The sequence below is a fragment of the Streptomyces sp. BR1 genome (assembly GCF_052373795.1).
GTDB lineage: Bacteria > Actinomycetota > Actinomycetes > Streptomycetales > Streptomycetaceae > Streptomyces.
The window spans coordinates 3,501,573-3,526,584 of the sequence record NZ_CM126252.1 but is presented as its reverse complement, the minus strand read 5'-3'; the positions used below and the strand labels follow the sequence as shown (position 1 = coordinate 3,526,584).

Below are 25,012 nucleotides of genomic sequence, written 5' to 3'. Positions count from 1 at the left end.
GAATGTGATCGCGACCGAAAGCCTGAGCAAGCGGTTCCCCCGGGTGACCGCGCTTGACCGGCTCTCCTTGGACATCGGGCCCGGTGTGACCGGCCTGGTGGGTGCCAACGGGGCCGGCAAGTCGACGTTGATCAAGATCCTTCTCGGCCTCTCGCCCGCCACGGAGGGCAAGGCCGCGGTGCTGGGTCTCGACGTCGCCACCAGCGGCAGTGCGATCCGCGAGCGGGTCGGCTACATGCCGGAGCACGACTGCCTGCCGCCCGACGTCTCGGCCACCGAGTTCGTCGTGCACATGGCGCGCATGTCGGGTCTTCCGGTGACCGCCGCCCGGGAGCGCACCGCCGACACCCTGCGCCACGTCGGGCTCTACGAGGAGCGGTACCGCCCGATCGGCGGCTACTCGACCGGTATGAAGCAGCGGGTCAAGCTCGCCCAGGCGCTCGTCCACGACCCCCAGCTGGTCCTGCTCGACGAGCCGACCAACGGGCTCGACCCGGTCGGCCGCGACGAGATGCTCGGGCTGATCCGGCGCATCCACACCGACTTCGGCATCTCGGTCCTGGTCACCTCGCATCTGCTCGGCGAGCTGGAGCGCACCTGTGACCACGTAGTGGTCATCGACGGCGGCAAGCTGCTGCGGTCCAGCTCCACGAGCGACTTCACCCAGATGACCACGACCCTCGCGGTCGAGGTCACCGACTCCGACGCGTACCCGGATGGCGCGCAGGCCCTGCGCGGCGCGCTCGCCGAGGCCGGACTCACGCTCCACGCGGGCGTGGAGGACGGTCTGCCGGGCGCCGGGCACATCCTGCTGATCGAGGCGGCGGGCGAGGAGACGTACGACGTGGTGCGCGACACCGTCGCGGGGCTCGGCCTCGGGCTCGTACGGATGGAGCAGCGCCGCCACCACATCGCGGAGGTCTTCAAGACCCCGGCCCAGGCACCGGAGCCCGTCTCCGAGCGCGCCGCCGCCTGGGCCGCGACGGCCGCACGGCAGAACGGAGGCGGCAGCCATGGCTGAGGCCACACAGACCCAGATCCACAACATCGGCTACCGCAACTACGACGGGGCGCGCCTGGGGCGGGCGTACGCACGGCGCTCGCTCTTCTCGCAGTCGCTGCGCGGCGCCTACGGACTGGGCCGCAGCGCCAAGTCCAAGGTGCTGCCGATGCTGCTCTTCGCGGTGATGTGCGTGCCGGCCACCATCATGGTCGCGGTCGCCATCGCCACCAAGGCCCACGACCTGCCGGTGGACTACACGCGCAACGCGGTCCTCATGCAGGCCGTCATCGGCCTCTACATCGCGGCCCAGGCCCCCCAGACCGTCTCGCGCGACCTGCGCTTCCGTACGGTGCCGCTGTACTTCTCGCGGCCCATCGAGCGCGTGGACTACGTCCTCGCCAAGTACGCGGCGATGGCCTCGGCGCTGTTCATCCTGACGGCGGCGCCCCTCGTGGTCCTCTACGTGGGCGCGCTGCTCGCCAAACTCGACTTCGCGGACCAGACCAAGGGGTTCGCACAGGGACTGGTCTCCGTGGCGCTGCTCTCGCTGCTCTTCGCCGGCATCGGCCTGGTGGTCTCGGCGCTCACCCCGCGCCGCGGCTTCGGTGTCGCCGCCGTCATCGCCGTGCTGACCATCTCCTACGGAGCGGTCTCCGCGGTCCAGGGCGTCGCCTTCGACCAGCAGTCCACCGGCGTCATCAAGTGGCTCGGGCTCTTCTCCCCCATCACGCTCATCGACGGGGTGCAGACCGCCTTCCTCGGCGCCACCTCCGCCTTCCCGGGCCGTGCGGGGCCGGACGCGGGCGTGGGCATGGTGTACCTGCTCGTCGTCCTCGCGCTGATCCTCGGCTCGTACGCCGTCCTGATGCGCCGCTACCGGAAGGTCGGGCTGTGACCACCATCGACATCGACCACACCTCACGCTGGTTCGGCAACGTGGTGGCCGTCAACGACGTCACCATGTCGATCGGCCCCGGAGTGACCGGACTGCTCGGACCCAACGGCGCCGGAAAGTCCACGCTCATCAACATGATGGGTGGTTTCCTCGCCCCCTCGACGGGAAGCGTGACGCTCGACGGGCGCCCCATCTGGCGCAACGAGGACGTCTACCGCCAGATCGGCATCGTCCCCGAGCGCGAGGCGATGTACGACTTCCTCACCGGGCGCGAGTTCGTCGTCGCCAACGCCGAACTGCATGGTCTCGGGGCCAAGGAGGCCCAACGGGCGCTGGCCACGGTCGAGATGGAGTACGCGCAGGACCGCAAGATCCAGACGTACAGCAAGGGCATGCGCCAGCGCGTGAAGATGGCGTCCGCGCTGGTCCACGACCCGTCCGTGCTGCTGCTCGACGAGCCGTTCAACGGGATGGACCCGCGCCAGCGCATGCAGCTGATGGATCTGCTGCGGCGGATGGGCGCGGAGGGCCGTACGGTCCTGTTCTCGTCCCACATCCTCGAAGAGGTCGAGCAGCTCGCCGCGCACATCGAGGTGATCGTGGCCGGGCGGCACGCGGCGAGCGGTGACTTCCGCAAGATCCGCCGGCTGATGACGGACCGCCCGCACCGCTATCTGATCCGCTCCAGCGACGACCGCGCGCTCGCCGCCGCGCTGATCGCCGACCCGTCCACGGCCGGGATCGAGGTGGACCTCAAGGAGGGCGCGCTGCGCATCCAGGCGGTCGACTTCGGGCGGTTCACGACCCTGCTCCCGCAGGTCGCGAAGGCGCACGGGATCCGGCTGCTGACGGTCTCGCCGTCCGACGAGTCGCTGGAATCCGTCTTCTCCTACCTCGTAGCGGCCTGAAAGGAGCTGTGAGCGTCATGTACAACCCCACAGTCGCCCGGCTCACCTACCGGGCCCTGCTCGGCCGGCGCCGGGCCGCGATCCTCTGTGTGCTGCCGGTGCTCCTGATCGTCATCGCGGCGGCCGTACGGTCGTTCAGCGGCGCCGACGACCAGGTCGCGGCCAATCTGCTCGGCGGGTTCGCGCTTGCCACGATGGTGCCGCTGATCGGCGTCATCGCGGGCACGGGCGCGATCGGGCCCGAGATCGACGACGGCTCGATCGTCTATCTGCTGGCCAAGCCGGTGAAACGGCCGACGATCATCTTCACCAAGCTGATCGTGGCGATCGCGGTGACCATGGCCTTCTCGGCCGTTCCCACCTTCGTCGCCGGAATGATCCTCAACGGCAACGGCCAGCAGATCGCGATCGCCTACACGGTCGCCGCCCTGGTCGCCTCCATCGCGTACGCGGCGGTCTTCCTGCTCCTGGGCACGGTCACCCGGCACGCGGTGGTCTTCGGCCTGGTCTACGCGCTGGTGTGGGAGAGCCTGTTCGGCAATCTGGTGCCGGGCGCGCGGACCCTGAGCGTCCAGCAGTGGTCGCTGGCGCTGGCGGAGCGGATCGGCGAGAACGGCATCATCACCTCGGACGTCGGCCTCCCGGCCGCCGTGGTCCTGCTGGCAGCGGTGACGGCCCTGGCGACCTGGTACGCGGGGCAGAAGCTGCGGACGCTGAAGCTGGCCGGCGAGGAGTGACGCGCGCGGTGGCGTGACGCGCGTGATGACCCGAACCCCGTCCGGCGGTGCCGGCGGGGTCCGGGTCATCATCGAGAGATGACGACGCTGCACAGTCCCGGTACACGCCGGGCGCCCGAGCCGGCCCGGCCGGTGCGGGCCTGGGTGCTCTCCTCGCCGGGGACGCACATCTGGCTGCTGATCATCGCGATCACCAGCATCGTCATCGAGCTCTCCACCGAGGGTCTTGAGCACTATCTGCTGCACCGCAACAGCAGCAACATCCACGAGCTCACCAAGCACCCCCTGCAGTCGCTGTTCACCAGCGCCTTCTGGATCGAGAACCCGTCCTCGTTCCTGCTCTACTTCGTGCTCTTCGAGATCGTCCACGCGCCCCTTGAGCGCTGGATCGGCACCCTGCGCTGGCTCTTCACCGTGGCCGTCGCCCATGTCTCGGCCACCCTGGTCAGCCAGGAGTTCGTGCTCTGGAGCATCCAGAACCACCAGGCGCACAAGCGGATGGCGCATGTCGTCGACATCGGCGTCAGCTACGGGCTGGCCGCGTCGGCCGGGCTGCTCGTGTACCGGCTGCCCCGGCCGTGGCGATGGCTCTACCTCGCGGGCGTGGTGTCGTTCTTCGGGATTCCGCTGCTGACCGGTGGCACGTTCACCGACATCGGACACGCGGTCGCGCTCACGATCGGGATCGCCTGCTGGCCGCTGACCAGGGGAAAATCGCTGGCCGTGAAGAGGCGCTCCGGGCACAGTGGTTGAGGAGGGCGGCCGCTTCGAGCACGCGAGAGCGTGGGCCGTCCGGGCGCACAAGTAAGGGGCGTCCGCCATAGCGGACGCCCCTTACTTCGCACCTTCCAGGCGCTGGATTTCGTGCCCGGCACCCGAGCCGAAGCCCTTACGGCATCAGCTGTTCCAGCACCACGGCGATCCCGTCGTCCTCGTTCGAGGCCGTGATCTCGTGGGCGACGGCCTTCAGCTCGTCGTGGGCGTTGGCCATGGCCACGCCGTGCTGGGCCCAGCCGAACATCGGGATGTCGTTGGGCATGTCGCCGAAGGCGATCGTGTCGGTGGAGCGGCAGCCGAGACGGCGCGCGGCCAGGGACAGGCCCGTCGCCTTGCTCAGACCCAGCGGCAGCAGCTCCACCACGCCCGCGCCCGCCATCACCACGTCGACCAGACTGCCGACCACCTGGCGCGCGATCCCCGCCAGCGCGTCGTCGTCGAGCTCGGGGTGCTGGATGTAGACCTTGTTCAGCGGAGCCGACCACAGCTCGGCGATGTCCTCGAACGCGACGACCGGCAGCGGGCCCTCCTGGACCGTGTAGCCGGGGCCGACCAGCACCTCGCCGTCGAGCCCGTCACGGCTCGCGGCCAGCGCCAGCGGGCCGACCTCCGCCTCTATCTTGGACAGCGCCAGACCCGCCAGCTGCCGGTCCAGGGTCACCGACGTCAGCAGTCTGTGCTCGCCCGCGTGATAAACCTGCGCGCCCTGCCCGCACACCGCGAGTCCCTGGTAGCCCAGGTCGTCCAGGATGTGCCGGGTCCAGGGCACCGCCCGGCCGGTCACGACGATGTGCGCCGCGCCCGCCTCCGTGGCGGCGGTGAGCGCGGCACGGGTGCGCTCCGAGACGGTCTCGTCGGAGCGCAGCAGCGTCCCGTCCAGATCGGTCGCGATCAGCTTGTACGGGAACGGACTCCGCTGGGTGGTGCTCACTTGGCGATGGGCTCCAGGACCTCGCGTCCGCCCAGGTACGGGCGGAGCACGGCCGGGACCCGCACGGAGCCGTCGGCCTGCTGGTGGTTCTCCAGGATCGCCACGATCGTGCGCGGCACCGCGCAGAGCGTGCCGTTCAGCGTCGCCAGCGGGGTGACCTTGCTCTTGCCGTCGGCGGTGTCGCGCATGCGCACCGACAGGCGGCGGGCCTGGAAGCTGTCGCAGTTGGAGGCCGAGGTCAGCTCGCGGTACTTGCCCTGCGTCGGGATCCACGCCTCGCAGTCGTACTTGCGCGAGGCCGAGGCGCCCAGGTCGCCGGTGGCCACGTCGATCACCTGGAAGGGCAGCTCAAGACCGGTCAGCCACTGCTTCTCCCAGTCCAGGAGGCGCTTGTGCTCGGCCTCGGCGTCGTCCGGGTGGACGTACGAGAACATCTCGACCTTGTCGAACTGGTGGACCCGGAAGATGCCCCGGGTGTCCTTCCCGTACGTACCGGCCTCGCGGCGGAAGCACGGGGAGAAGCCCGCGTAGCGCAGCGGCAGCTTCTCCGCGTCCAGGATCTCGTCCATGTGGTACGCCGCGAGCGGGACCTCGGAGGTGCCGACCAGGTAGAAGTCGTCCTTCTCCAGGTGGTACACGTTCTCGGCGGCCTGGCCGAGGAAGCCGGTGCCCTCCATGGCGCGCGGGCGGACCAGCGCGGGGGTGAGCATCGGGATGAAGCCGGCCTCGGTGGCCTGCGCGATCGCCGCGTTGACCAGGGCGAGCTCCAGGAGCGCGCCGACGCCGGTCAGGTAGTAGAAGCGCGAGCCGGAGACCTTGGCGCCGCGCTCGACGTCGATGGCGCCCAGCGCCTCGCCGAGCTCCAGGTGGTCCCTGGGCTCGAAGCCCTCGGCCGCGAAGTCGCGGATGGTGCCGTGCGTCTCCAGGACGACGAAGTCCTCCTCGCCGCCGACCGGCACGTCCTCGTGGACGATGTTGCCGAGCTGGAGCAGGAGCTGCTTGGCCGCCTCGTCCGCCTCGTTCTGCTCGGCCTCGGCGCTCTTCACGTCGGCCTTGAGCTGCTCGGCCTTCTTCAGGAGCTCGGCGCGCTCCTCGGGCGAGGCCTTGGGGATGAGCTTGCCGAGCGACTTCTGCTCGGAGCGCAGCTCGTCGAAGCGGACGCCGGACGACCTGCGCCGCTCATCGGCGGAGAGCAGGGCGTCGACGAGGCCGACGTCCTCTCCACGGGCGCGCTGGGAGGCGCGAACACGGTCGGGGTCCTCACGGAGCAGGCGAAGGTCAATCACCCCTCCAGGCTACCGGTGCGGATCCCTGGCACCCCACCGGATATCCCCGCCACGCCTGTTCCGCGTGTCGGTTTGCCCGAATTGACCGTATTGAGAAATGTGGTGGAGAAATTCCAGGACGGACATCGGGGTGGGCGTCAATAAAGGCCGTGCTTTTTCCTTAAAAGGGGTGTTTTCCGGACTTTCGTTGACCGGAATCCCTTGTGGCTCAAGGGACTTGTCCACAGAGGTGTGCGGGTCGGGAAAGTTATCCACAGGGTGTGGGGAGTGCCTGTGGACCACCCGGAAGATCCATGCCATAGCCGGGTGCGCGGCCGAGGATTCCCCGTTCGAAGCTCTTCCACGCACTCATTCGGGTGGGAATTGCTCGCTCTAAAGAGTTGATCGAGGGAATTGGGCTGACATCGCCCCTCCCGGTCTTCTGTGGACGGATGCGTCGTCACTAGAGGTATTTGTCGACTCTGTCCGGTTGCGTTGTCGACTTACCCACAGGTCGAGAAGCGCGCCTGTGGATAACTTTGTGGACAACGAAAATCAGCAGGTAGGACCAGCCAGGTTTGAGCTCAGGCCCGGCCGTCCTGGCTGCGTGCCAGCCACTCCGCCGCCGCGACGAACTCGGTGTCCGAGGTCCCGGGGCGCAGCTCCCGTACGTCCGCAGGCGTCACGCCCGCGCGCGGATACGAACCGAGGAAGCGCACCTTCGGGCAGATCCGCTTCAGGCCCATCAGCGCCTCGCCGACGCGCCGGTCCGAGATGTGGCCCTCGGCGTCCACCGCGAAGCAGTAGTTGCCGATGCCCGCTCCGGTCGGCCGCGACTGGATGAGCATCAGGTTGACCCCGCGTACGGCGAACTCCTGGAGCAGTTCGAGCAGCGCGCCCGGGTGGTCGTCGCCCAGCCAGATCACCACGGACGTCTTGTCCGCCCCGGTCGGCGCGGCGGGCCGGGCCGGGCGGCCCACCAGCACGAACCGCGTCTCCGCGTTCTCCGCGTCGTGGATCTCGGTGACCAGCGCTTCGAGGCCGTACGTCGCCGCCGCGAACTCGCCCGCGAACGCCGCGTCGAAGCGGCCCTCCTGGACCAGGCGTGCGCCGTCCGCGTTGGACGCGGCCGACTCCCACAGCGCTTCGGGCAGATGCGTGCGCAGCCAGTTGCGCACCTGCGGCTGGGCCACCGGGTGCCCGGTCACCGTCTTGATGTCCGACAGCTTGGTCCCGGGCCGCACCAGGAGCGCGAACGCGATCGGCAGCAGCACCTCGCGGTAGATCATCAGCGGCTCGCCGCCGGCCAGCTCGTCCAGGGTCGCGGTGACCCCGCCCTCCACCGAGTTCTCGATGGGCACGAGCGCGGCCGCCGCGTCCCCGTTGCGTACCGCGTCCAGGGCGGCGGGAACGGACACCATCGGGACCAGCTCGCGGGTCGCTGCCTCGGGGAGCGTACGCAGGGCGGCCTCGGTGAAGGTGCCTTCGGGACCCAGATAGGTGTATCGCGTGGCGGACATACTCGTCACCCTAATGCGCCGCCGTCACGCACGAAGGCCGTTGCTGCGGCTCATGACTCCAGCAGCAGCTGGCCCACGTACTCCCCGGCGCGCGGCCCGCCCGGCACCGCGAACAGGCCGCTCGACTCGTGCCGGATGAACGCCGACAGCGCGTCCCCCCGGTCGAGCTTGCGCTGGACGGGCACGAAGCCGCGCAGCGGATCGGCCTGCCAGGCGACGAAGAGCAGGCCCGCGTCCGGCGCCCCGTCCTCGGCGAATCCGTCGTGGTACGAGAAGGCGCGCCGCAGCATCGCCGCACCGCCGTTCTGCTCGGGCGCCGAGATACGCGCGTGCGCGTTGTCGGGGATGACCACCTTGCCGTCCGGGCCGAACTTGTCGAGCTGCATCGGGGTCGTCTCCGTACCCCCCGAAAGGGGTGCGCCGTTCGCCTTCCTGCGGCCGATCACCTGCTCCTGCTGGGTGAGCGAGACCTTCTCCCAGTCGTCCAGCAGCATCCGGATCCGGCGCACGACCGCGTACGAGCCGTTCGCCATCCACGCCGGCTTGCCGGTGTCGGGGACGAAGATCCGCTTGTCGAAGTCGCGGTCGGAGGACTTCGGGTTGCCGGTGCCGTCGATCTGGCCCATCAGATTGCGGGCCGTCATCGGCTTCTTGGTGGCGCCCGGCGTGCGGTTGAAGCCGTTCATCTGCCAGCGCACCCGGGCGGCGGAGCCCGCGTCCTTCTGGACCGCGCGCAGCGCGTGGAAGGCGACCAGGGCGTCGTCCGCGCCGATCTGCACCCACAGATCGCCGTTGGAGCGCTTGGGGTCGAGCCCGTCGGAGGAGAAGTCCGGCAGCGGGTCCAGCTCCGCCGGGCGCTGCGCCACCAGGCCCGTACGGTCGAAGAAGGTGCGCCCGAAGCCGAAGGTGACGGTCAGCGAGGAGGGGCCCGCGTCCAGCGCGACTCCGGTGTCGTTGCCCGCCGGCTCGCCCGCCATCAGCGCCTTCGCGGTCGCCGACCAGCGCCGCAGCAGCGCCGCCGCCTCCTTGCGCCCGGCGCCCGGCGCCAGGTCGAAGGCGATCAGATGGCCGCAGGCCTGAAGCGGAGTGGAGATCCCCGCCTGATGTTTCACGTGAAACGGGACCTCGGTGGAGCCGACGGAGCTCAGTTCGTCGGTATCCGAGGGGGACTCGACGGCGGCGTGGACGAGCGCGCCGCCCGTCGCGCCCAGCGCGACACCGGCCGCGCCCGCCGCGCCGACCGTGCCGAGGAGCCGCCGCCGGGAGATGTCCAGGGTCTCGGGGGCTTCGGGAGTGGAGCTGGTGGTCTTGCTCATGTCGTCCGTACTCAGCCGATCTTGATCTTCTTGTCGACGGTGGTCTGGTCGATGTCGGAGGTCCGCACGGTCACGGAGACCTGCCAGTCGCCTGCCATCGGGAGCTGGACGCCGCTCGCGCTCCAGTGTCCCTTGGTGATGCGCTCGGGCGTGACGGGCAGCGGTCCGACCGCCTTGGCGGGCAGCGTGAAGGACACCTTCACCTCGGGCGCGTCCAGCGGCTTGGCCTCGGCGTCGTCCGTCCAGACGTGCATGTCGTTGGCGCCGGTGCGGCCCGGGTCGAGGGTGAGGCGGACCGTGCCCTTGCCGTTCTTGCCACCGGTGTCGAAGGGGATGCGGATGCTGATCGGCCGGTCCGGCACGGCCACCTGCGTGGTCGCCTGAGCGGCGGCCGCCGCCTCCTGCGTACGCCCCGGCTCGGTCGACGACAGGATCGTCGCCACGGCGAGCACCGCCACCGCGACCCCGGCCTCGGTGAGCACCGAGCGCCGCAGCCCGGAGCGCTCCGGGTCGGCGTTACGGATGCGCTTCTCGCGGGCGACCGTCATCGCGGCCTGCTGCCGGGCCAGTTGACGGGCGCGCTTGGGGTCGGCGGAGTCGTCCGGCACGGTGACCGGCTCGGGCTCCTCCTCCAGCTCCGGCTCGGCCGCGAGCTCCTCGACGACCGAGGCCGCCTCGGCCTCCGGGGCGGCGTGCTCCGAGAGCCGGCCGGTCCAGCGGCGCGAGATGTAGGCGGCCGAGAGCAGCACCGCGATCAGGCCGAGCTTGACGAGCAGCAGCTGCCCGTAGCCGGTGCCGGTGAGCGCGGACCAGGAGCCGAGCTGGCGCCAGGCCTGGTAGACGCCGGTCGACACCAGGACGACCACGCACCAGAACGCGATCCGTGAGAACCGCCGCACCGCCGTCCGTTCGACGGCGGGGGTGAGATGGAGCGCCATGAGCAGCGTCGCGAGGCCGCCCAGCCAGGTCGCCATGGACAGCAGGTGCACCACCGCGACGGGCATCGCGAGCGCGGTCTGGATACCGGTCGAGGCGTGCTCGGCGAGCGCCCAGGTCGCGGCGATTCCGGCCGCCACCACGAATCCGCCGATGGCGAGCCCGTACGTGAGGTCCTTCTTCTCCTCGTCCTCGCGCTTGGCGTACGCGCCGAACAGGACCGAGATGAACAGGGCGGCGGCGCTGAGCAGCAGCAGCCGGGAGCTCAGCGCGGCACCCGACTTGGTCTGCAGGACCGCCTTGAGGCCGTCCAGGTCGAAGGCGTCGGAGAGCTGGCCCGAGGTGGTGTAGGGGGTGCGCAGGAGCAGCAGCGCGATGGTGGCCGCGGTCATCGCCAGCCAGCCGCCGACGACGAGGCGCTGCACCGGACGCACGGTGGCGCCGCGCTGCCAGCAGCCCAGGATGAAGACGCCGCCGCCGGTGAACAGGATGAAACCGGCGTACGAGGCGTAGCGCATGGTGTCGTACAGGGTCCCGACGAGACCGCCGCCGACGTCCGGCGACGACAGCGAGACGGTGGTCTTGGAGGGGGCGCCGATGGAGAAGGTGAAGGCGCCCGCGACCGGGTGGCTGTCCGCCGAGACGGCCTGCCAGGCCACGGTGTAGGTGCCCTTGGGCAGCCCGTCGCGCAGGCCGACGCCGTACTTGACGACGGAGCCGGCGCACAGGTTGAGCAGTTCGCCGGTGTCGGCGCGCTTGCCGGTCGGGTCCAGGACGCGGATGGACTTGTTGTCCATCGCGACCTGCTCGGAGAAGGTGAGGTCGACGTCCTTGGGGGCGGTGGCGACCACCGCCCCGTCCTTCGGGTTGGTCGCGGTGACCGCGGCGTGCGCCGAGGCGGGGGCCGCGGTCGCGAACAGCGCGCCGAACAGGGCGGCCGCGATCAGCAGCAGCCGGGTCGGCGCGGTTCCGAAGCGTGGGGCGGTGGCCGTCATCGTCTGTCAGTCCCTCATCCCTCAGTGGTGCTTCGGGTTGTAGGTGGTTTCCTTCACCGGGAGCTCGACCTTGACCGGGTCGGCCTTCTCGAAGTGCAGCTCGATGGAGACCTTCTCGCCCTGCTTCGGCTTCTTCTTCAGAGCCATGAACATGATGTGGCTGCCACCGCGTTCGAGGTTCAGCTGGCCGTTGGCGGGGATGTCGAAGGACTTCACCTCCTGCATCTTCTGGTTCTTGGTCTCGTGGATCGTGACGTCGTCGGAGATGTCACTGGTGACCTTGGTGAGCTTGTCGGCGGTCTTGCTGTCGTTCTTCACGACCAGGAAGCCACCGGCCATGTCGGCGCTCACCGGCTCCGGCATGAAGGCCTGGCTGACCTTCAGGCTCGGCTTGCTGTCGGAGCTGTCGGACGAGCAGCCCGTCAGCGCGAGCCCGACGGTCAGGGCTATCGCGGCGACGAGGGTGGTGCGGCGGTTCACGGGTTTTCTCCAGTAATGATCTTCGGAAGGTCTTTGGTGTAGTCCTCGGCGGTGGCGGTGTCGCCGTACAGGACGTATCCCTGGTCGGTCTTGGGCGAGAAGGCGATGACCTGGGCGCCGTGCATCGACACGACCTTGCCGTCCTTCTTCGTCGCCGGGTCGATCCCGATGCCGATCGAGCGGGCCCCGGCCTGGATGGTCGGGAAGTCGCCGGTCAGACCGATGAACGACGGGTCCTGCGCCTTGAGCCACTTGCCGAGCGAATCGGGGGTGTCCCGCTCGGGGTCGGTGGTGACGAAGACGACCTGGAGCTTGTCCTGGTCGGCCTTGGGCAGCCGCTTCTTGGCGATGGCGATGTTGCTCATCGTGAGCGGGCACACGTCGGGGCAGTTGGTGTAGCCGAAGTAGATGAGGGTCGGCTTGCCCTTGGTCCGCTCACGGAAGTCGAACTTCTTGCCCTGGGTGTCGGTCAGGACGAAGTCCGGCTTGGTGAACGGCCGGTCGAGCACGGTGCCGGCCTTGTTGCTGTCGGCGTCGGTGGAGACGTCGGCGACAGGGCTCTTGGCCTTGTCGTCGCCTCCGCCGCACGCGGTCAGGGTGAGCGCCGCCGCCACCGCGAATGCGATGGCAGCCGGCGCGTACTTGGTGCGCATGGGGGAATTTTTCCGTTCGAGGACGGGTCTTGGGCGGGATTACGCGGCCCGGCGGCGTCCCGCGAGGACACCGAAGGCCACACCGGCGACACCCACGACGATGCCCACGATGCCGAGCACCCGGGCCGTGTTGTCGCTGCTCTTGGAGTCGGACGAGGCCTCGGTCTTCTTGTCGTGACCGGCCATGTCGTCCGTCTTCTTGTCGTCGGACGCGCTGGCCGCGCCGCCGTGGTGGTCGCCGGTCGCGGCGGAGAGCGCGAGCACCGGGGCCGGGTTCTGCGGCTCCTCGGCGCCCGGCTTCTGCTCCTCGATCCAGCGGACGGTCTCACCGTTGCTGTACGTCTGGACGGCCTTGAAGACCAGCTGGTCGGTGTCGGTGGGCAGCGCGCCGATGGAGAGCGGGAACTTCTGGAAGTAGCCGGACTCGATCTTGCCGCCGCTCCAGGTCACCTTGGTGACGGCCTCGTTGATCTGCTTGCCGTGCATGGTCAGCGGCTTGTCGAGCTTGGACTTGGTGACCTCGACGGTCCAGCCGGGCAGCGCCTCGGGCTGCACGGAGGCCAGCGGGTGGTCGGCCGGGAAGTTGACCTCCAGCTTCACGGTCTGGGCGCCCTCGCGCTCGTTGGGGACCTTGAAGTTGACGACGGCGTAGCCGCCCTTCGCGGCCGCGCCCTCGGGCTGGACGCTGACGTGCGCGAAGGCCGGGCCCGCGAGGACCAGGACGGACGAGGCGGCGACGGCACCGGCGACGGCGAGACGACGGGAAACGTTCATGTCGGAAGACACTCCAGTGAGCAGGAAGGTGTGTGGGGACGGCCCACGCGCGCGATGCGCTGGGCTCCACGGCACCACTCCTGCGACAGGTGTCGTCGGATGTACGGGACGTGAGTCGTCCGGTCGTACGGGAGTGGGCCGCGTCAGGCTGCGAGGGCGAACGCCGAGGGCGGCCCGCGCCTGATCACCGAGTGCTGGAGTGCGTCCCCGGCCGACGGCAGGGGGACGGCGAGCTGCGCCAGCGGTACGCGCGGGCCGTGCCCGGGAGCGCCGGGCAGACCGGCGCGCAGCGCCCGTACGAGCGCGAGAGCGGCGCGCAGGGAACGTACGCACGCCCCGTGTGCGGCGGCGGTGGCCGCTTCGGCGGAGAGCCGCGCCAGGCGGAAGAGCGCGGCCTCGCCGCGCCGCATCAGCCAGCCCGTGAGCAGCGCGGCCAGCAGGTGGCCGAGCAGCATGGGCAGCGACGGCAGCAGTCCGGCGACGACGGTGTGGGCCGAGGCCTGGCCGGTCATCCCCGGCATGGAGGCCATGCCCGCCATCGACTCGTGCGCGGGCGCGGCGGCACCGGGCGGCGGGCGCAGACCCGCGTCGGTGACGATCCGCCGGGCGTCCGACGCCGTCAGCTGGGCGGCGGCCGTGGGGCCGCAGACGAGCTTGGCGGCGAGCCTCAGCAGCGACATGTCGCCGGTGGACCCGTCGCCGGAGACGGCCGCGGTGTGCTGGCCGATGCCGAAGAGGCTGTGCAGGCCGAGCTGTCCGGCGGCCAGCGCGCCCGCGATGGACGCGAGCGAGCGCTCCCGCCCGGCGAGCGGCGCGGCGACCGCGAACACCCCGAGGAACCCGGCGAGCAGCGTCCACCACGGGACGGTCGCGCAGGCGGCCAGGACGTGCCCGAGCGCGGACAGCACGACGCAGACCGCGGCGAACAGCGCGGCCCTCAGCAGCCGGAGACCGGCGCCTGCGTGTGTGTGTCGGGCGTGTCGGGCAGACATGGCGGGGCCATCATCGCACTGGGCTTACCGCCTCCATACGGCAGGTCCACAAGGTTCCGTATTCCTGTGATGATCACATCCGTGCCGAGTGTCCCGGTCTCGGCGGGCGCCCGACGGCGCCCTGGTGGGGCGGCCGCTACTGCCCCTCACCCGGCGCCCATACACCGGCGCATTGGGTGTTCGCATCCGCCGAATGAGCGCTATCACGTCAAGTTCGCGCTTACGACCCACGGGTTGCGGCAATACGTAGGGGTATGTCGAGCCGCAGCCAGGAGGCTGGAGCATGAGCATCTGGTGGTCACTCCATTTGCGGCGCGAGGCCGCGAGCGTTCCGCTCGCACGTCGCCTTCTGCTCGGCACCATGGAGACCGCTGGGGTCGATCCGGACATCTCCTACGACCTGTCGGTCGCACTCGGTGAAGCGTGCGCCAACGCGGTCGAGCACGGCGGGGACGACGGATCCGGCACCTCGGCGGCCTACCGGGTGACCGCGTATCTGGACGGCGAGAAATGCCGTATCGAGGTCGCAGACTCGGGGCCGGGCTTTCCCGTACGACGAGGCCGTCGCACCGCAGCGCGGATGAACAGCACATTGGGCAGCAGCATGGCCGAGAACGGCAGAGGGCTCTGTCTGATCGAACAGCTCGCCGACCACGTCCACTTCGGCAACCGCCCGGGCAGAGGCGCGGTGGTGAGCTTCGACAAGATCCTGAAATGGCGGGAAGGGGCGCTGCTCAAGGTGTCCTGAGCGGCGCCCCTTCCGGCGGGACCAACTAGGTGATCAGGCTGGTCAGCCCTGCTTGACCTGGGCCATCCACGCCTCGATCTCGTCGGCCTGACGCGGCAGGGAGGCCGACAGGTTCTCGTTGCCGTCCTCGGTGACGAGGATGTCGTCCTCGATCCGGACGCCGATGCCCCGGTACTCCTCGGGCACGGTCAGGTCGTCGGCCTGGAAGTACAGACCGGGCTCGACGGTCAGGCACATGCCCGGCTCCAGGTCGCCCGCGACGTACGTCTCGGTGCGCGCGGCGGCGCAGTCGTGGACGTCCATGCCGAGCATGTGGCCGGTGCCGTGCAGGGTCCAGCGGCGCTGCAGGCCGAGCTCCAGGACCTTCTCGACGTCCAGGTCACCGCACAGGCCCCACTCGACGAGCTTCTCGGCGAGCACGCGCTGGGCGGCGTCGTGGAAGGCGCGGTAGGGGGCGCCCGGCTTGACCGCCGCGATGCCCGCCTCCTGGGCCTCGTACACCGCGTCGTAGATCTTGCGCTGGAGCGGTGAGAACGTGCCGTTGATCGGCAGCGTGCGGGTCACGTCGGCGGTGTACAGCTCGGTGGTCTCGACGCCGGCGTCGAGCAGCAGCAGCTCGCCGGAGCGCACGGCGCCGTCGTTGCGCACCCAGTGCAGGGTGGTGGCGTGCGGGCCGGCGGCGCAGATCGAGCCGTAGCCGATGTCGTTGCCCTCGACGCGGGCGCGCAGGAAGAACGTTCCTTCGATGTAGCGCTCGCTGGTCGCCTCGGCCCGGTCCAGGACCTTGACGACGTCCTCGAAGCCGCGCGCGGTCGAGTCGCACGCCTTGCGCAGCTCGGCGATCTCGAACGCGTCCTTCACCAGGCGCGCCTCGGAGAGGAAGACCCGCAGCTCCTCGTCGCGCTCGGCGGTGACCTTGTCGGTCAGCGCCGCCTCGATCGACGCGTCGTGGCCGCGCACGGCGCGCACCGGGCCGGTGGCCTCGGTGAGCGCGGGGGCCAGCTCGCGGACGTCCTTCGCGGGCAGCCCGAGCAGCTGCTCGGCCTCGGCCAGGGAGTGGCGCCGGCCCACCCACAGCTCGCCGGTGCCCGACAGCCAGAACTCACCGTTCTCGCGGTTGGAGCGCGGCAGCAGGTAAATGGTCGCCTCGTGGCTGCTCGTCCCATCCGGGGAGGTCTTGGGCTCCAGGACGAGCACGCCGTCCTCGGACTGGTCGCCGGTCAGGTACGCGTACTCGGTCGAGGCGCGGAAGTGGTACTCGGTGTCGTTCGAGCGGGTCTTCAGGTTGCCCGCGGGGATCACCAGGCGCTCGCCGGGGAAGCGCGCGGAGAGCGCGGCACGCCGGTCGGCGGTGTGGGCGGCCTGGGCGATCGGCGCGAGCCCGCGCAGCTCGGTGTCGGCCCAGCCGGACTTCATGTTCTCGGCCAGCTCGTCGGACACGCCCGGGTACAGGCCGTTCTTGCGCTGCTGGATCGGCTGCTCTTCCGACTCTTCCGGGGTCTCCGGCGTGAGCTGCTCGGCCACGGGTCTGCCTCCACTTAGTACGACATTGGACCTCCGTCCATCGTACGGGCGGGCCGAAAGCCGTCCAGGGCCCTAGGGCCCGTTACACCGTGTACGCGCGCGTTACTCGAATCGCGCCGCGAGGAGGACCACGTCGTGGTCGCCGTCGGCCGTGTCCAGGCCGTCCGGGAGCACGGTTCGCAGTACGTGGTCGGCGATCGCGCCCGGGTCCTCGCGGGCCGCTTTCGGGACGCTCGCGGCGGCCGCGTGAAGGCGGGCGAAGGCGCGGTCCATCGGTTCGCCGGTGCGGTGGAGCAGCCCGTCGGTGTACAGCAGCACCGTTTCTCCGGACGCGGGCTGGAGCTCCACGCTGGGCGCCTCCCAGCACGCCAGCATTCCCAGGGGCGCGGAGAGCGAGGTCTCCACGTACTCGGTGCGGCGCTCGCCGACGATCAGCGGTGGCGCGTGCCCGGCCCCGGCCAGCACGATCTTGCCGCGCGCGGGCTCGCAGTAGGCGAAGAGCGCGGTCGCCGAGCGGGCCGGTTCGGTCAGCCGCAGCAGCAGTTCGAGGTCGGAGAGGACGGCGACCGGGTCCTCGCCCTCCATCACCGCGTACGCCCGCAGGCTTGCCCGCAGCCGGCCCATCGCGGCGACGGCGCTCGGCCCGGACCCGGTGACGGACCCGACCGCGAGGCCGAGCGCGCCCTCGGGCAGCGGCAGCGCGTCGTACCAGTCGCCGCCGCCGCGCGGCCCGGTGCGATGGCGCGCGGCCAGCTGTACGCGGGCCACGCGCGGGAGCCGGCTCGGCAGCAGTTCCTCGGCGACGGTCGCGAGCCGCGTCCGCGCGCGCTCCAGCTCGACAAGGCGGGCCAGATGCTCGGAGGCCTGGCGCAGATAGAGACCGACGAGGTGGCGGCGGCGCTCGTCGGGCTCGGCGGGCTCGTCGTAGAGCCAGACCGCCGCGCCGAGGCGGCCCGCCGTGTCGGTGGCGAGCGGCAGCGCGTAGCTGGCGGCGTAGCCGAGCCGGGCGGCGACCTCGCGATGGCGCGGATCGAGCCCGTCCGCTTCCACGTCGCCGACCAGGTCGCAGCCGCCGTCGGCGTCCGGGAGTCCGTCGAGGATCCTGCCGTACGGGGTGGCGCTGCGCGGGACGGTCTCGATGTGGCCGAGGTCGGCGTGGGCGAGGCCGAGGCCGGTGGTGACGGCGGGGCCGAGCCCGTCGGCGGGTTCGAGTGCGACCAGGCCGCGGCGGGCGCCGACCAGCGCGGCACCGGCCCGCAGCAACTCGTCCAGGGCCTCGTCGAGAACGTTGGTGCGGGAGAGGCGTTCGGTGAGTTCGTGCAGCGTGGTGAGGTCGGAGACCCAGGCGGCGAGCCGGTCCTGGATCACCGCGCCGGGGGCGGCGGGGGCGACGGAGGCGGATGAGGGCAGAGGCGCGGCAGTGTGCGCGGGGGGCGGAACGGCTGGATCGATTCCAGCCACTTTCGGCAGGTGCGGGGCGCTCATGGCAGCCGGCTTTCCGACCGGCTGATTTCGCTCAATAGCATCGCAAACCCCCATGTCAATCTGCGCCGCCATCAATGCATCCAGATGTACACGCACAAGTGAGGGGATGTCCAGCATTGTCATAGCGGGATTGTTGGTGTCCATGGGGTGTTCAACTTGGCGGAAAATTGCCCCCTATGGCCCATCTCTGGGGTCGACTGAGGGCGTTCAAGAGCGCGTCATATCGAGCGTGCGGGGTACGTACTCGGTGATGGCCAGGGGCAGTTGACGGTGTCCCGGAACCCGGCGGCGGGCCAGGGCGTCTCAACAGTCGACGGTCGCGCCCCATCCCCGAGTGGCGGGGTTTTTGCACAAGGGCCGGCAAGCGCCAGGCGCACGCCACCCCTCGCCATGCGTTTAATGGTCACAGCCCACGCTCGATCCTGACGGGTTACCCGTACCGCAGGCTCGCAGAGCTCATAGAGCATGTACGCGCAGTGAAGTGATGCACACATGGTGTGATGTGGACCTCGGCGTTCAACGGAAAGGAACGAGCGCTCATGCGCGAGATCCTCGGAAGGCGACGCAGGCTCCGGTTCCGGCGCAGTGAAAGGGCTGCTCAGCTTGGCGCCGCGCTGACCTGCGCGACCGAGTGGAAATGGCCCGTACTCCCAGGTGTGGGACTGAAAGCGGCCGGTGGCCGCGGTGACCGGGGCCGTGGCTGTGCCTGTCCCGACCCCGAGTGCGCCGTTCCGGGGGCGCACCCCTTCGACCCGGGACTGCTCGCGGCGTCGACGGATGAGCGCCTGGTGCGCTGGTGGTGGACCAACCGCCCCGGCGCGCCCGTACTCCTCGCGACCGGCGGCAGGGCGCCGTGCGCGCTGAGCCTCCCAGCCGTCGCCGGGGCGCGGGCGCTGGTCGCGCTCGACGAGATGCGCGTCCGGCTCGGCCCGGTGGTGGCGACCCCCACCCGGTGGTCGCTGCTGGTGGCTCCGTACTCGATGGAACGTCTGGGTGACCTCCTCTACTCCAAGGACTGGGTGCCGAGTTCGCTCCGCTTTCACGGAGAGGGCGGATATCTGGTGCTGCCCCCGTCCGAGACGGGCAAGGGGCAGGTGCGCTGGGAACGGGCTCCTCAGCCGGGCGCCCGGCCTCGTACGAACGGGACGAACCCCCGGCCCGGAACCGCCGCGCCCTGGCTGCCGGACGTGGAGGCGGTGGTGGACGCGCTGGTCGCGGCCTCGACCAGCGCGCCGGACGGTGGGTCACGGCTCGCGTACTGAGCCTGCTGATGGACCGGTCGTGGACCGGTCGGTATTCGGCGAGCGGGGAGGCGGAGGCCCTGCTCGCGTACTGAGTTCAGCGAATGGGGCGGGCGCCGGGTTCCCGAGGGAGCCCGGTGTCACTCGTTCGGGTGTGAGAGCGCCCGACTTGCAGGGGAAATGGGCGCGCGGAGAACCGGGCGCCCGGTTCCCGTCGATATCTTCGGCCGACCGCAGGAATTCCACGTGAGGGGCCGGCAGCCATGAACCTCCGCATGATCGGTATCGGCGCCGTGGTGGTGTGTTCGGTGCTGCTGCCACTGGTGGCCTCGGCCGGTCCCGCCGACGGGCCCGAGCCCGAGCCCGCGCGGTCCAAGGGGCCCGGTGACCCGGAAGCCGCACCCGGTGGCGCCGGAGCCGTGCGAAATGGCGGGGCCGTTCGGGGTGACGCGAAGCCGTCGCCACGCGCGCGTGGGGGTGGCCTGGCGGGGGCGGCTCTGCGCGAGGGCGGGCGTGACGCCGGGTCGGCCGTGCGTGAGGCCGCCGCGCGGTGCGGGCCCGAACTCGTCTCGCCCGAGGGCGTCGAGGCGCAGACCTGTGTGCTCACCGAGGGCCGGGACGCCTGGGCGCGCACGTACTACCGCAACGCCACGGGCGGGCGGTTGCGCTCGGTGCTCACCCTGATGGGGCCGCGCGGCCACACCGTACAGACGAACTGTGCCGTGTCGGCGGGGGACCAGCCGGGGACATGCGAGACGCCGAGGGAACCGGCGCGGGGAAAACCTGGCGCGTACTCGGCGGTCGCGGAGTTCGCCGAAGAGGGCGACGACGCGCCTCTGCTGCTGAGGTCCGGCTCCAATGCACCCGACGGGGCGGCCAACTCTGCGGCGGCCTCGGCTCGTTGAGCGGGCGGCCCGCACGTGGACGCGGCGGGGAACCGGCAGAAGAAATGGAAGGGCCCGATCGCTGGCGACGGGGGATGCACCAGCGACCGGGCTCTTAGAACGGTAACAAGAGATCTGCCATTCGCAAATTCGATCTCGGTAATTCGGACACCGATTTATCTGCGACTACCGGGAGTTGTGACGCGGGTCACCCATCCCGTGACAGGACTGGTCACTCTCAGCTGAGGGTCACCTGGCGGTTGGTGAGACCGCCGCGCGCCCTGCGCTCCTCCGGCGTGAGCGGCGCGTCGACCGCCAGCGCACCCGCCAGACGCTCCGCGAACGCGGCGGCCGGCTTCTCGCAGTCCTCGGCGGTCATCGCGCTCGGCAGGTCCCAGACGGGCACGGTCAGGCCGTGCGCCCGGAAGGAGCCGACGAGGCGGGTGCCCTCGCCGAGCGAGGAGGTGCCCGCCGCGTGCAGCCGGGCGAGCGCGTCCAGAAGCCGCTCCTCGGGGTGCGGCATGACCCACCGGAGGTGGTTCTTGTCGGGCGTCTCGCACCAGTAGGACGAGTCGACCGACGTGAGTCGTACGGTCGGGATCGCGGCCGCGTTGGCGCGCTCCAGGGACGCGGTCACCTCGGGGGTGGCGTTCTCGGAGTCCGGCACCCAGAACTCGAAGCCGCTGTGCACGGCGGGTTCGAACGGGGCGGACGCGTCCAGCAGGTCCTGGAGGCGGGGGCCCTGCGGGTCGACGCGCTGGGCGGCCACCGGCGTACCCGGCTCCGCCGCCAACGCGCGCGTGAGCGTGTCCGCGAGGTCGCGGCTGATGTCGCCGGACGGCGTGTCGTTCTGCAGTCCGAGCAGCACCGAGCCGTCGTCGCGGCGCAGCGCGGGCCACGCCATCGGCAGGACGGTCGCGAGCGCCACGGACGGCACGCCCTCGGGCAGCCCGTCCTTCAGGGTCAGCTCGACGGTCGCGGCCGGGACGAGCTCGCGCAGCGCGACCCAGTCGCACTCGCCCGCCAGGCCCTCGAACGGGCGCTGGACCAGCTCGGTCACGGCGTGCGCGGCCTCGCGGCCGTGGCAGGCCTTGTAGCGGCGGCCGGAGCCGCAGGGGCAGGGCTCCCGGGCGCCGACGACCGGAATCTCACCATCGATGAGCTGGGCCCGCCCCGGAGGGGCTGACTGACGCTGAGCGGCCTTGGTCTGGGGGCGCTTCTTGGCCATGGTGTGGCTCTCTCCCGACTGCGGTGGTGCGGTGTCGCTGTGTCGGGCGCGAGCCTAGCCGTACGGGATGGCCCACGGCGTACGGCACAGTCGGAGACGGGTGGCGCGGGGCTCGGTCGCGGGCGCCCCCGTTGCGCGGTGCGGGGCCCGGTCGCCGTCGCGTACCCCGGCGCGCGGCTCAGTCGCGGTCGTCGAACACGTCCGCGAAGTCGAAGCCGAGTGGTGCCACGCGCGCGACGAGGCCGTCCGCGGTCGGCGCGTGTCCGTTGTCGCGGCCGTGGCCGTGTCCCGGCCCGGCGGTGATGATCACCCAGACCGTGACCTCTCCGGACGCGCTGTCCCGTACGCCCCAGTCCTGGGCGAGCGCGCTGATGATGTTGAGACCCCGGCCGCCACGTGCGGTCACCGAAGGCGTGGCCGGAATGGGTCGGGTCGGGCCCCCGCCGTCCGTCACCTCGACGGTGAGGCGACCCGCCTTGTCGATACGCCAGGCCGCCCGCACGTCGCCGTCGCCGACGTCGGCTCGGCCCAGTGGCCTGCCGTGCCGGCAGGCGTTGCTGAGCAGTTCGGACAGGACCAGTACGGCATCGTCCACGACGGGCTCCGACACGCCGCTGCCGAGCAGTTGCTCACGCATCCGGTGTCTCGCCTTGCCCACGCCCGCAGGGCCGTGGGGCACGGCCATGCTCGACGACGTGGGCACCTCCTGTGCCACCACCAACGCCACCCCCGAGACCTCCTTCACCCCACGCCACGGTGTGGATGCCCCAATGGACTGGACCGGAAACCGGCCAACCGGCGTCTGGTGACGCACTCGTAACGATCGAATACGGACCGAACGCGCCGGTGCACTCCCTGTCACCAGTATTACTGGTGACGCGGGTGAGGAAGCGGGCAGCTACAGGGGCGCTTTCAGAGGCGTCCGAGCTGCTGGAGCACCTGCTTCGGGCGGTTGGTGATGATCGCCTCCACCCCCAGGCGTACGCACAGCTCGACGTCCTCCGGCTCGTTCACCGTCCAGACGTGCACCTTGTGGCCCGCCGCGTGCAGCCGTGCGATGTAGCCGGGGTGATTGCGCACGATCCGCATCCCCGGACCCGCGATCCCGGCGCCCGCGGGCAGCCGTCCGTCGCGCAGCCGGGGCGAGAGGAACTGCATCAGGTAGACGGTCGGAATGTCCGGCGCGGCCGCCGCGACCCGGTGCAACGATCGCGCCGAGAAGCTCATGATGCGTACGGGCGAGCTCTCCCCGGCGGGCGGCGGATCGGTGAGGCCGAACCGCTTCAGCAGATGCAGCAGCCGCTCCTCGACCTGCCCGGCCCAGCGGGTGGGGTGCTTGGTCTCGATGGCCAGCTCGATGCGGCGGCCCGCGTCGGCGGCGAGTTCGAGGAGCCGCTCCAGGGTGAGGACCGAGGTGAAGGACGGGTCGCCCCAGTCCGGGCTCTCCTCGCTGTCCTTCCAGGAGCCGAAGTCCAGGGCCGAGAGTTCGGAGAGCTCCAGGGCGGAGACGGCGCCGCGGCCGTTGGAGGTGCGGTTGACGCGCCGGTCGTGGACGCAGACCAGATGGCCGTCGGCGGTGAGCCGGACGTCGCATTCGAGGGCGTCGGCGCCGTCCTCGATGGCCTTCATGTACGCGGCCAGGGTGTGCTCGGGCGCGTCCTCGGACGCGCCCCGGTGGGCCACCACCTGGATGGAGGCCCGGTGGGAGGAATGCCTGTCGTGCTGCCGTGCTTGGGTCACCGCGTCATCGTGCCACTGCGCGGGTGCGTACGGGCGACTGGTGACGTGGGCACGGACACGGCGCAGGGCATGGATACACAGGTCCTGCTTACAGTGGCCCGACAGGTTGTGGGAAAAGCTGAGCCCTGACATGTGCACATGTCCGCACAGTCGAACTACGCGATTGTCGGACCCCTGGCGCACCATGGTCGGTGGCGCCGTCCCCACGCCGCGATGTAGCGACCGTACCGAGCGACGCAGCGACCGTACGAGCAACGGAGCGACCGTACCGATCGTGCCGACCCCGAGACCGAGTGGAACCGAGGAGAGAGAGCTGTGAGCACCGAGAACGAGGGCACCGCGGTCCCGGCCGTCCCGCCTGCCCCGTCGTCAGCACCGCCCGCGCCTCCCGTCCCCGCCGTGACGTCCGAGGAGTCGGTACGGGCCGAGGGCCGGCCCGCTGCTCAGCCTGCCGCCCAGGCCGGGAGCGAGGCCGAGACCGCGGTCCAGGCCGCGGTGGGCCCGGAGCAGACCGCGGTGCAGCCCGCGCAGGAGGCGCCGCCGGAGACGGCCGCCACGCACGCGATGTCGGAGACGACCGCCACGCACGCGCAGGAGCCCGTCACCGCGCAGCTGCCCGGACCGGTGCCCGGCGCCGAAGGACATGACGGGGCGCACGCCCAGGCGGCCGGTGGCTGGCCGCCGCCCCCGCCCGCGCTGCCCGCGTACGGCGGCGGGACCGGTGGCGGTCAGGGCGGCGGGCCCGTCTGGGGCGCTCCCCTGCCCGAGCCGCAGGCGCCGCGCAGGCGTGGCGGCGGTCTGGTCGCGGCCGTCCTGGTGGCCGCGCTGGTCGCGGGCGGCGTCGGCGGGGCCATCGGCTACTGGGCGGCGGACCGCGAGGACAGCTCGTCGGGCTCGACCACCGTCTCGGCCTCCGACACCCCGAAGGACTTCAAGCGCGACCCGGGCACGGTCGCGGCGGTCGCCGCCAAGTCGCTGCCGAGCGTCGTGACGATCGAGGCACAGGGCGGCGACGGCGAGGGCGGCACCGGCACCGGCTTCGTCTACGACAAGCAGGGCCACATCCTCACCAACAACCACGTGGTGGCGTCCGCCGCGAGCAGCGGCAAGCTGACGGCGACGTTCTCCAACGGCAAGAAGTACGACGCCGAGGTGGTCGGCCGGGCGCAGGGCTACGACGTGGCCGTCATCAAGCTCAAGAACGCCCCGGCCAACCTGGTGCCGCTCTCCCTGGGCAACTCCGACCAGGTCGCCGTCGGCGACTCCGCGATCGCGATCGGCGCACCGTTCGGCCTCTCCAACACGGTCACCACAGGCATCATCAGCGCCAAGAACCGCCCGGTGTCCTCCAGTGACGGCGGCAACTCGAAGTCGTCGTACATGAGCGCCCTGCAGACCGACGCCTCCATCAACCCGGGCAACTCGGGCGGTCCGCTGCTCGACTCGCGCGGTGCGGTCATCGGCATCAACTCGGCGATCCAGTCGGCCGGCAGCGGCGGCTTCGGCCAGTCGCAGGCGGGCTCGATCGGCCTCGGCTTCGCGATCCCGGTCAACGAGGCGAAGAACGTCGCCGAGCAGCTGATCAAGACCGGTCAGCCGGTCTACCCGGTGATCGGCGCGACGGTCGCCATGGACGAGAAGGGCCAGGGCGCCAAGATCTCCCCGCAGGCGGCCGGCGGCTCGGCGGCGGTCGTGGCGGGCGGCCCGGCCGACAAGGCGGGCCTCAAGCCCGGTGACGTCATCACCAAGTTCGGCGACACGGTGATCGACGGCGGTCCGACCCTGATCAGCGAGATCTGGACGCACAAGCCCGGCGACCAGGTGCAGCTGACGTACCAGAGGGACGGCAAGGAGACGACGGTCACGGTCACGCTGGGGGAGCGCAAGGGCGACAGCTGACGGCGGCAACTGGCGGCGTCAACTGACGTCGGCGAGCCGATGGGCGCGGTGCGCCGATAAGCCGGAGGGCTCCACGAACCG

The 25,012-nt window shown here is 70.9% G+C and carries 23 protein-coding genes; 9 read left to right on the top strand and 14 right to left on the bottom strand.

What is annotated here, in order from left to right:
• Positions 1 to 4 precede the first annotated feature (4 nt).
• The 5 genes from ACT1U9_RS15270 (at position 5) to ACT1U9_RS15250 (ending at position 4,296) form a co-directional block, all read left to right on the top strand.
• Positions 5 to 1,021, top strand: a complete 1,017-nt coding sequence (locus tag ACT1U9_RS15270) for an ABC transporter ATP-binding protein (RefSeq protein ID WP_444539115.1) — start codon at positions 5 to 7, stop codon at positions 1,019 to 1,021.
• Positions 1,014 to 1,898, top strand: a complete 885-nt coding sequence (locus ACT1U9_RS15265) for an ABC transporter permease (protein WP_444538829.1) — start codon at positions 1,014 to 1,016, stop codon at positions 1,896 to 1,898. Before ACT1U9_RS15270 ends, ACT1U9_RS15265 begins: the two co-directional genes overlap by 8 nt.
• Positions 1,895 to 2,806: an ABC transporter ATP-binding protein gene (locus ACT1U9_RS15260; RefSeq protein WP_101389208.1), complete on the top strand. Its 912-nt coding sequence runs from the start codon at positions 1,895 to 1,897 to the stop codon at positions 2,804 to 2,806. The genes ACT1U9_RS15265 and ACT1U9_RS15260 overlap by 4 nt, the downstream gene beginning before the upstream one ends.
• A 17-nt stretch (positions 2,807 to 2,823) precedes the next feature.
• Entirely contained in the window at positions 2,824 to 3,543 is a 720-nt protein-coding gene (locus tag ACT1U9_RS15255) for an ABC transporter permease (protein WP_444538828.1), read from the top strand.
• 78 nt (positions 3,544 to 3,621) lie between these two features.
• On the top strand, positions 3,622 to 4,296 hold the full coding sequence (locus tag ACT1U9_RS15250; RefSeq protein WP_444538827.1) for a rhomboid-like protein: 675 nt from the start codon (positions 3,622 to 3,624) through the stop codon (positions 4,294 to 4,296).
• 136 nt (positions 4,297 to 4,432) lie between these two features.
• Here ACT1U9_RS15250 and ACT1U9_RS15245 read toward each other — a convergent pair whose 3' ends face one another.
• The 9 genes from ACT1U9_RS15245 to ACT1U9_RS15205 form a co-directional block, all read right to left on the bottom strand.
• Positions 4,433 to 5,251, bottom strand: coding sequence for an HAD family hydrolase (locus tag ACT1U9_RS15245; RefSeq protein WP_444538826.1), 819 nt, complete (start codon positions 5,249 to 5,251; stop codon positions 4,433 to 4,435).
• A complete protein-coding gene (gene serS / locus ACT1U9_RS15240; RefSeq protein ID WP_444538825.1) occupies positions 5,248 to 6,537 on the bottom strand; it encodes a serine--tRNA ligase in 1,290 nt (429 codons plus the stop codon). Before serS ends, ACT1U9_RS15245 begins: the two co-directional genes overlap by 4 nt.
• A 563-nt stretch (positions 6,538 to 7,100) precedes the next feature.
• The gene (pheA, locus tag ACT1U9_RS15235; protein ID WP_444538824.1) at positions 7,101 to 8,036 is read right to left on the bottom strand and encodes a prephenate dehydratase; all 936 of its coding nucleotides are present in this window, start codon (positions 8,034 to 8,036) and stop codon (positions 7,101 to 7,103) included.
• Between the two features lie 50 nt (positions 8,037 to 8,086).
• Complete coding sequence (gene efeB, locus ACT1U9_RS15230) at positions 8,087 to 9,352, bottom strand: iron uptake transporter deferrochelatase/peroxidase subunit (protein WP_444538823.1); 1,266 nt, start codon at positions 9,350 to 9,352, stop codon at positions 8,087 to 8,089.
• Positions 9,353 to 9,363: 11 nt separating this feature from the next.
• Positions 9,364 to 11,283, bottom strand: coding sequence for a copper resistance protein CopC (locus tag ACT1U9_RS15225; RefSeq protein ID WP_444538822.1), 1,920 nt, complete (start codon positions 11,281 to 11,283; stop codon positions 9,364 to 9,366).
• A gap of 21 nt (positions 11,284 to 11,304) precedes the next feature.
• Positions 11,305 to 11,763, bottom strand: coding sequence for a copper chaperone PCu(A)C (locus ACT1U9_RS15220; RefSeq protein WP_444538821.1), 459 nt, complete (start codon positions 11,761 to 11,763; stop codon positions 11,305 to 11,307).
• Positions 11,760 to 12,416 carry an SCO family protein gene (locus ACT1U9_RS15215; RefSeq protein ID WP_444538820.1) on the bottom strand — a complete coding sequence of 219 codons (657 nt, stop codon included), beginning with the start codon at positions 12,414 to 12,416 and terminating at the stop codon, positions 11,760 to 11,762. Before ACT1U9_RS15215 ends, ACT1U9_RS15220 begins: the two co-directional genes overlap by 4 nt.
• A gap of 39 nt (positions 12,417 to 12,455) precedes the next feature.
• Positions 12,456 to 13,190 carry a YcnI family copper-binding membrane protein gene (locus ACT1U9_RS15210; protein WP_444538819.1) on the bottom strand — a complete coding sequence of 245 codons (735 nt, stop codon included), beginning with the start codon at positions 13,188 to 13,190 and terminating at the stop codon, positions 12,456 to 12,458.
• A 143-nt stretch (positions 13,191 to 13,333) separates the two neighbouring features.
• Positions 13,334 to 14,182 (bottom strand): hypothetical protein, encoded by an 849-nt coding sequence (locus ACT1U9_RS15205; protein WP_444538818.1) that lies wholly within the window; start codon positions 14,180 to 14,182, stop codon positions 13,334 to 13,336.
• Positions 14,183 to 14,465: 283 nt separating this feature from the next.
• Here ACT1U9_RS15205 and ACT1U9_RS15200 point away from each other — a divergent pair, with 283 nt between their 5' ends.
• Positions 14,466 to 14,930, top strand: coding sequence for an ATP-binding protein (locus tag ACT1U9_RS15200; protein WP_188276616.1), 465 nt, complete (start codon positions 14,466 to 14,468; stop codon positions 14,928 to 14,930).
• 42 nt (positions 14,931 to 14,972) lie between these two features.
• Here the strand turns inward: ACT1U9_RS15200 and ACT1U9_RS15195 are convergent, their stop codons facing one another.
• Both ACT1U9_RS15195 and ACT1U9_RS15190 read right to left on the bottom strand, forming a co-directional pair.
• Positions 14,973 to 16,454 carry an aminopeptidase P family protein gene (locus ACT1U9_RS15195; RefSeq protein ID WP_444538817.1) on the bottom strand — a complete coding sequence of 494 codons (1,482 nt, stop codon included), beginning with the start codon at positions 16,452 to 16,454 and terminating at the stop codon, positions 14,973 to 14,975.
• 102 nt (positions 16,455 to 16,556) lie between these two features.
• Complete coding sequence (locus ACT1U9_RS15190) at positions 16,557 to 18,056, bottom strand: PP2C family protein-serine/threonine phosphatase (protein ID WP_444539114.1); 1,500 nt, start codon at positions 18,054 to 18,056, stop codon at positions 16,557 to 16,559.
• A gap of 422 nt (positions 18,057 to 18,478) precedes the next feature.
• On the opposite strand from ACT1U9_RS15190, the gene ACT1U9_RS15185 reads away from it, so the two are divergent.
• Both ACT1U9_RS15185 and ACT1U9_RS15180 read left to right on the top strand, forming a co-directional pair.
• Positions 18,479 to 19,201 carry a bifunctional DNA primase/polymerase gene (locus ACT1U9_RS15185; protein ID WP_444538816.1) on the top strand — a complete coding sequence of 241 codons (723 nt, stop codon included), beginning with the start codon at positions 18,479 to 18,481 and terminating at the stop codon, positions 19,199 to 19,201.
• A gap of 242 nt (positions 19,202 to 19,443) precedes the next feature.
• Positions 19,444 to 20,085: a hypothetical protein gene (locus ACT1U9_RS15180; RefSeq protein WP_444538815.1), complete on the top strand. Its 642-nt coding sequence runs from the start codon at positions 19,444 to 19,446 to the stop codon at positions 20,083 to 20,085.
• A gap of 217 nt (positions 20,086 to 20,302) precedes the next feature.
• On the opposite strand, the gene ACT1U9_RS15175 is transcribed toward ACT1U9_RS15180, so the two are convergent.
• From ACT1U9_RS15175 to ACT1U9_RS15165, 3 genes are all read right to left on the bottom strand, one after another.
• A complete protein-coding gene (locus tag ACT1U9_RS15175) occupies positions 20,303 to 21,292 on the bottom strand; it encodes a DUF5926 family protein (protein WP_444538814.1) in 990 nt (329 codons plus the stop codon).
• A gap of 178 nt (positions 21,293 to 21,470) precedes the next feature.
• Positions 21,471 to 22,106, bottom strand: coding sequence for an ATP-binding protein (locus ACT1U9_RS15170; RefSeq protein WP_444538813.1), 636 nt, complete (start codon positions 22,104 to 22,106; stop codon positions 21,471 to 21,473).
• A gap of 98 nt (positions 22,107 to 22,204) precedes the next feature.
• Positions 22,205 to 23,032, bottom strand: coding sequence for a glycerophosphodiester phosphodiesterase (locus ACT1U9_RS15165; RefSeq protein WP_444538812.1), 828 nt, complete (start codon positions 23,030 to 23,032; stop codon positions 22,205 to 22,207).
• A 315-nt stretch (positions 23,033 to 23,347) separates the two neighbouring features.
• Here ACT1U9_RS15165 and ACT1U9_RS15160 point away from each other — a divergent pair, with 315 nt between their 5' ends.
• On the top strand, positions 23,348 to 24,931 hold the full coding sequence (locus ACT1U9_RS15160; RefSeq protein WP_444538811.1) for a S1C family serine protease: 1,584 nt from the start codon (positions 23,348 to 23,350) through the stop codon (positions 24,929 to 24,931).
• Positions 24,932 to 25,012: the final 81 nt, after the last annotated feature.

Excerpts from the sequence above, each read along its gene's own strand:
- ACT1U9_RS15265 (WP_444538829.1), top strand. The coding sequence starts at position 1,014 with ATGGCTGAGGCCACACAGACCCAGATCCACAACATCGGCTACCGCAAC.
- ACT1U9_RS15255 (WP_444538828.1), top strand. The coding sequence starts at position 2,824 with ATGTACAACCCCACAGTCGCCCGGCTCACCTACCGGGCCCTGCTCGGC.
- ACT1U9_RS15250 (WP_444538827.1), top strand. The coding sequence starts at position 3,622 with ATGACGACGCTGCACAGTCCCGGTACACGCCGGGCGCCCGAGCCGGCC.
- pheA (WP_444538824.1), bottom strand. The coding sequence starts at position 8,036 with ATGTCCGCCACGCGATACACCTATCTGGGTCCCGAAGGCACCTTCACC.
- efeB (WP_444538823.1), bottom strand. The coding sequence starts at position 9,352 with ATGAGCAAGACCACCAGCTCCACTCCCGAAGCCCCCGAGACCCTGGAC.
- ACT1U9_RS15225 (WP_444538822.1), bottom strand. The coding sequence starts at position 11,283 with ATGACGGCCACCGCCCCACGCTTCGGAACCGCGCCGACCCGGCTGCTG.
- ACT1U9_RS15215 (WP_444538820.1), bottom strand. The coding sequence starts at position 12,416 with ATGCGCACCAAGTACGCGCCGGCTGCCATCGCATTCGCGGTGGCGGCG.
- ACT1U9_RS15210 (WP_444538819.1), bottom strand. The coding sequence starts at position 13,190 with ATGAACGTTTCCCGTCGTCTCGCCGTCGCCGGTGCCGTCGCCGCCTCG.
- ACT1U9_RS15205 (WP_444538818.1), bottom strand. The coding sequence starts at position 14,182 with ATGTCTGCCCGACACGCCCGACACACACACGCAGGCGCCGGTCTCCGG.
- ACT1U9_RS15200 (WP_188276616.1), top strand. The coding sequence starts at position 14,466 with ATGAGCATCTGGTGGTCACTCCATTTGCGGCGCGAGGCCGCGAGCGTT.
- ACT1U9_RS15190 (WP_444539114.1), bottom strand. The coding sequence starts at position 18,056 with ATGCTGGACATCCCCTCACTTGTGCGTGTACATCTGGATGCATTGATG.
- ACT1U9_RS15185 (WP_444538816.1), top strand. The coding sequence starts at position 18,479 with ATGCGCGAGATCCTCGGAAGGCGACGCAGGCTCCGGTTCCGGCGCAGT.
- ACT1U9_RS15180 (WP_444538815.1), top strand. The coding sequence starts at position 19,444 with ATGAACCTCCGCATGATCGGTATCGGCGCCGTGGTGGTGTGTTCGGTG.
- ACT1U9_RS15175 (WP_444538814.1), bottom strand. The coding sequence starts at position 21,292 with ATGGCCAAGAAGCGCCCCCAGACCAAGGCCGCTCAGCGTCAGTCAGCC.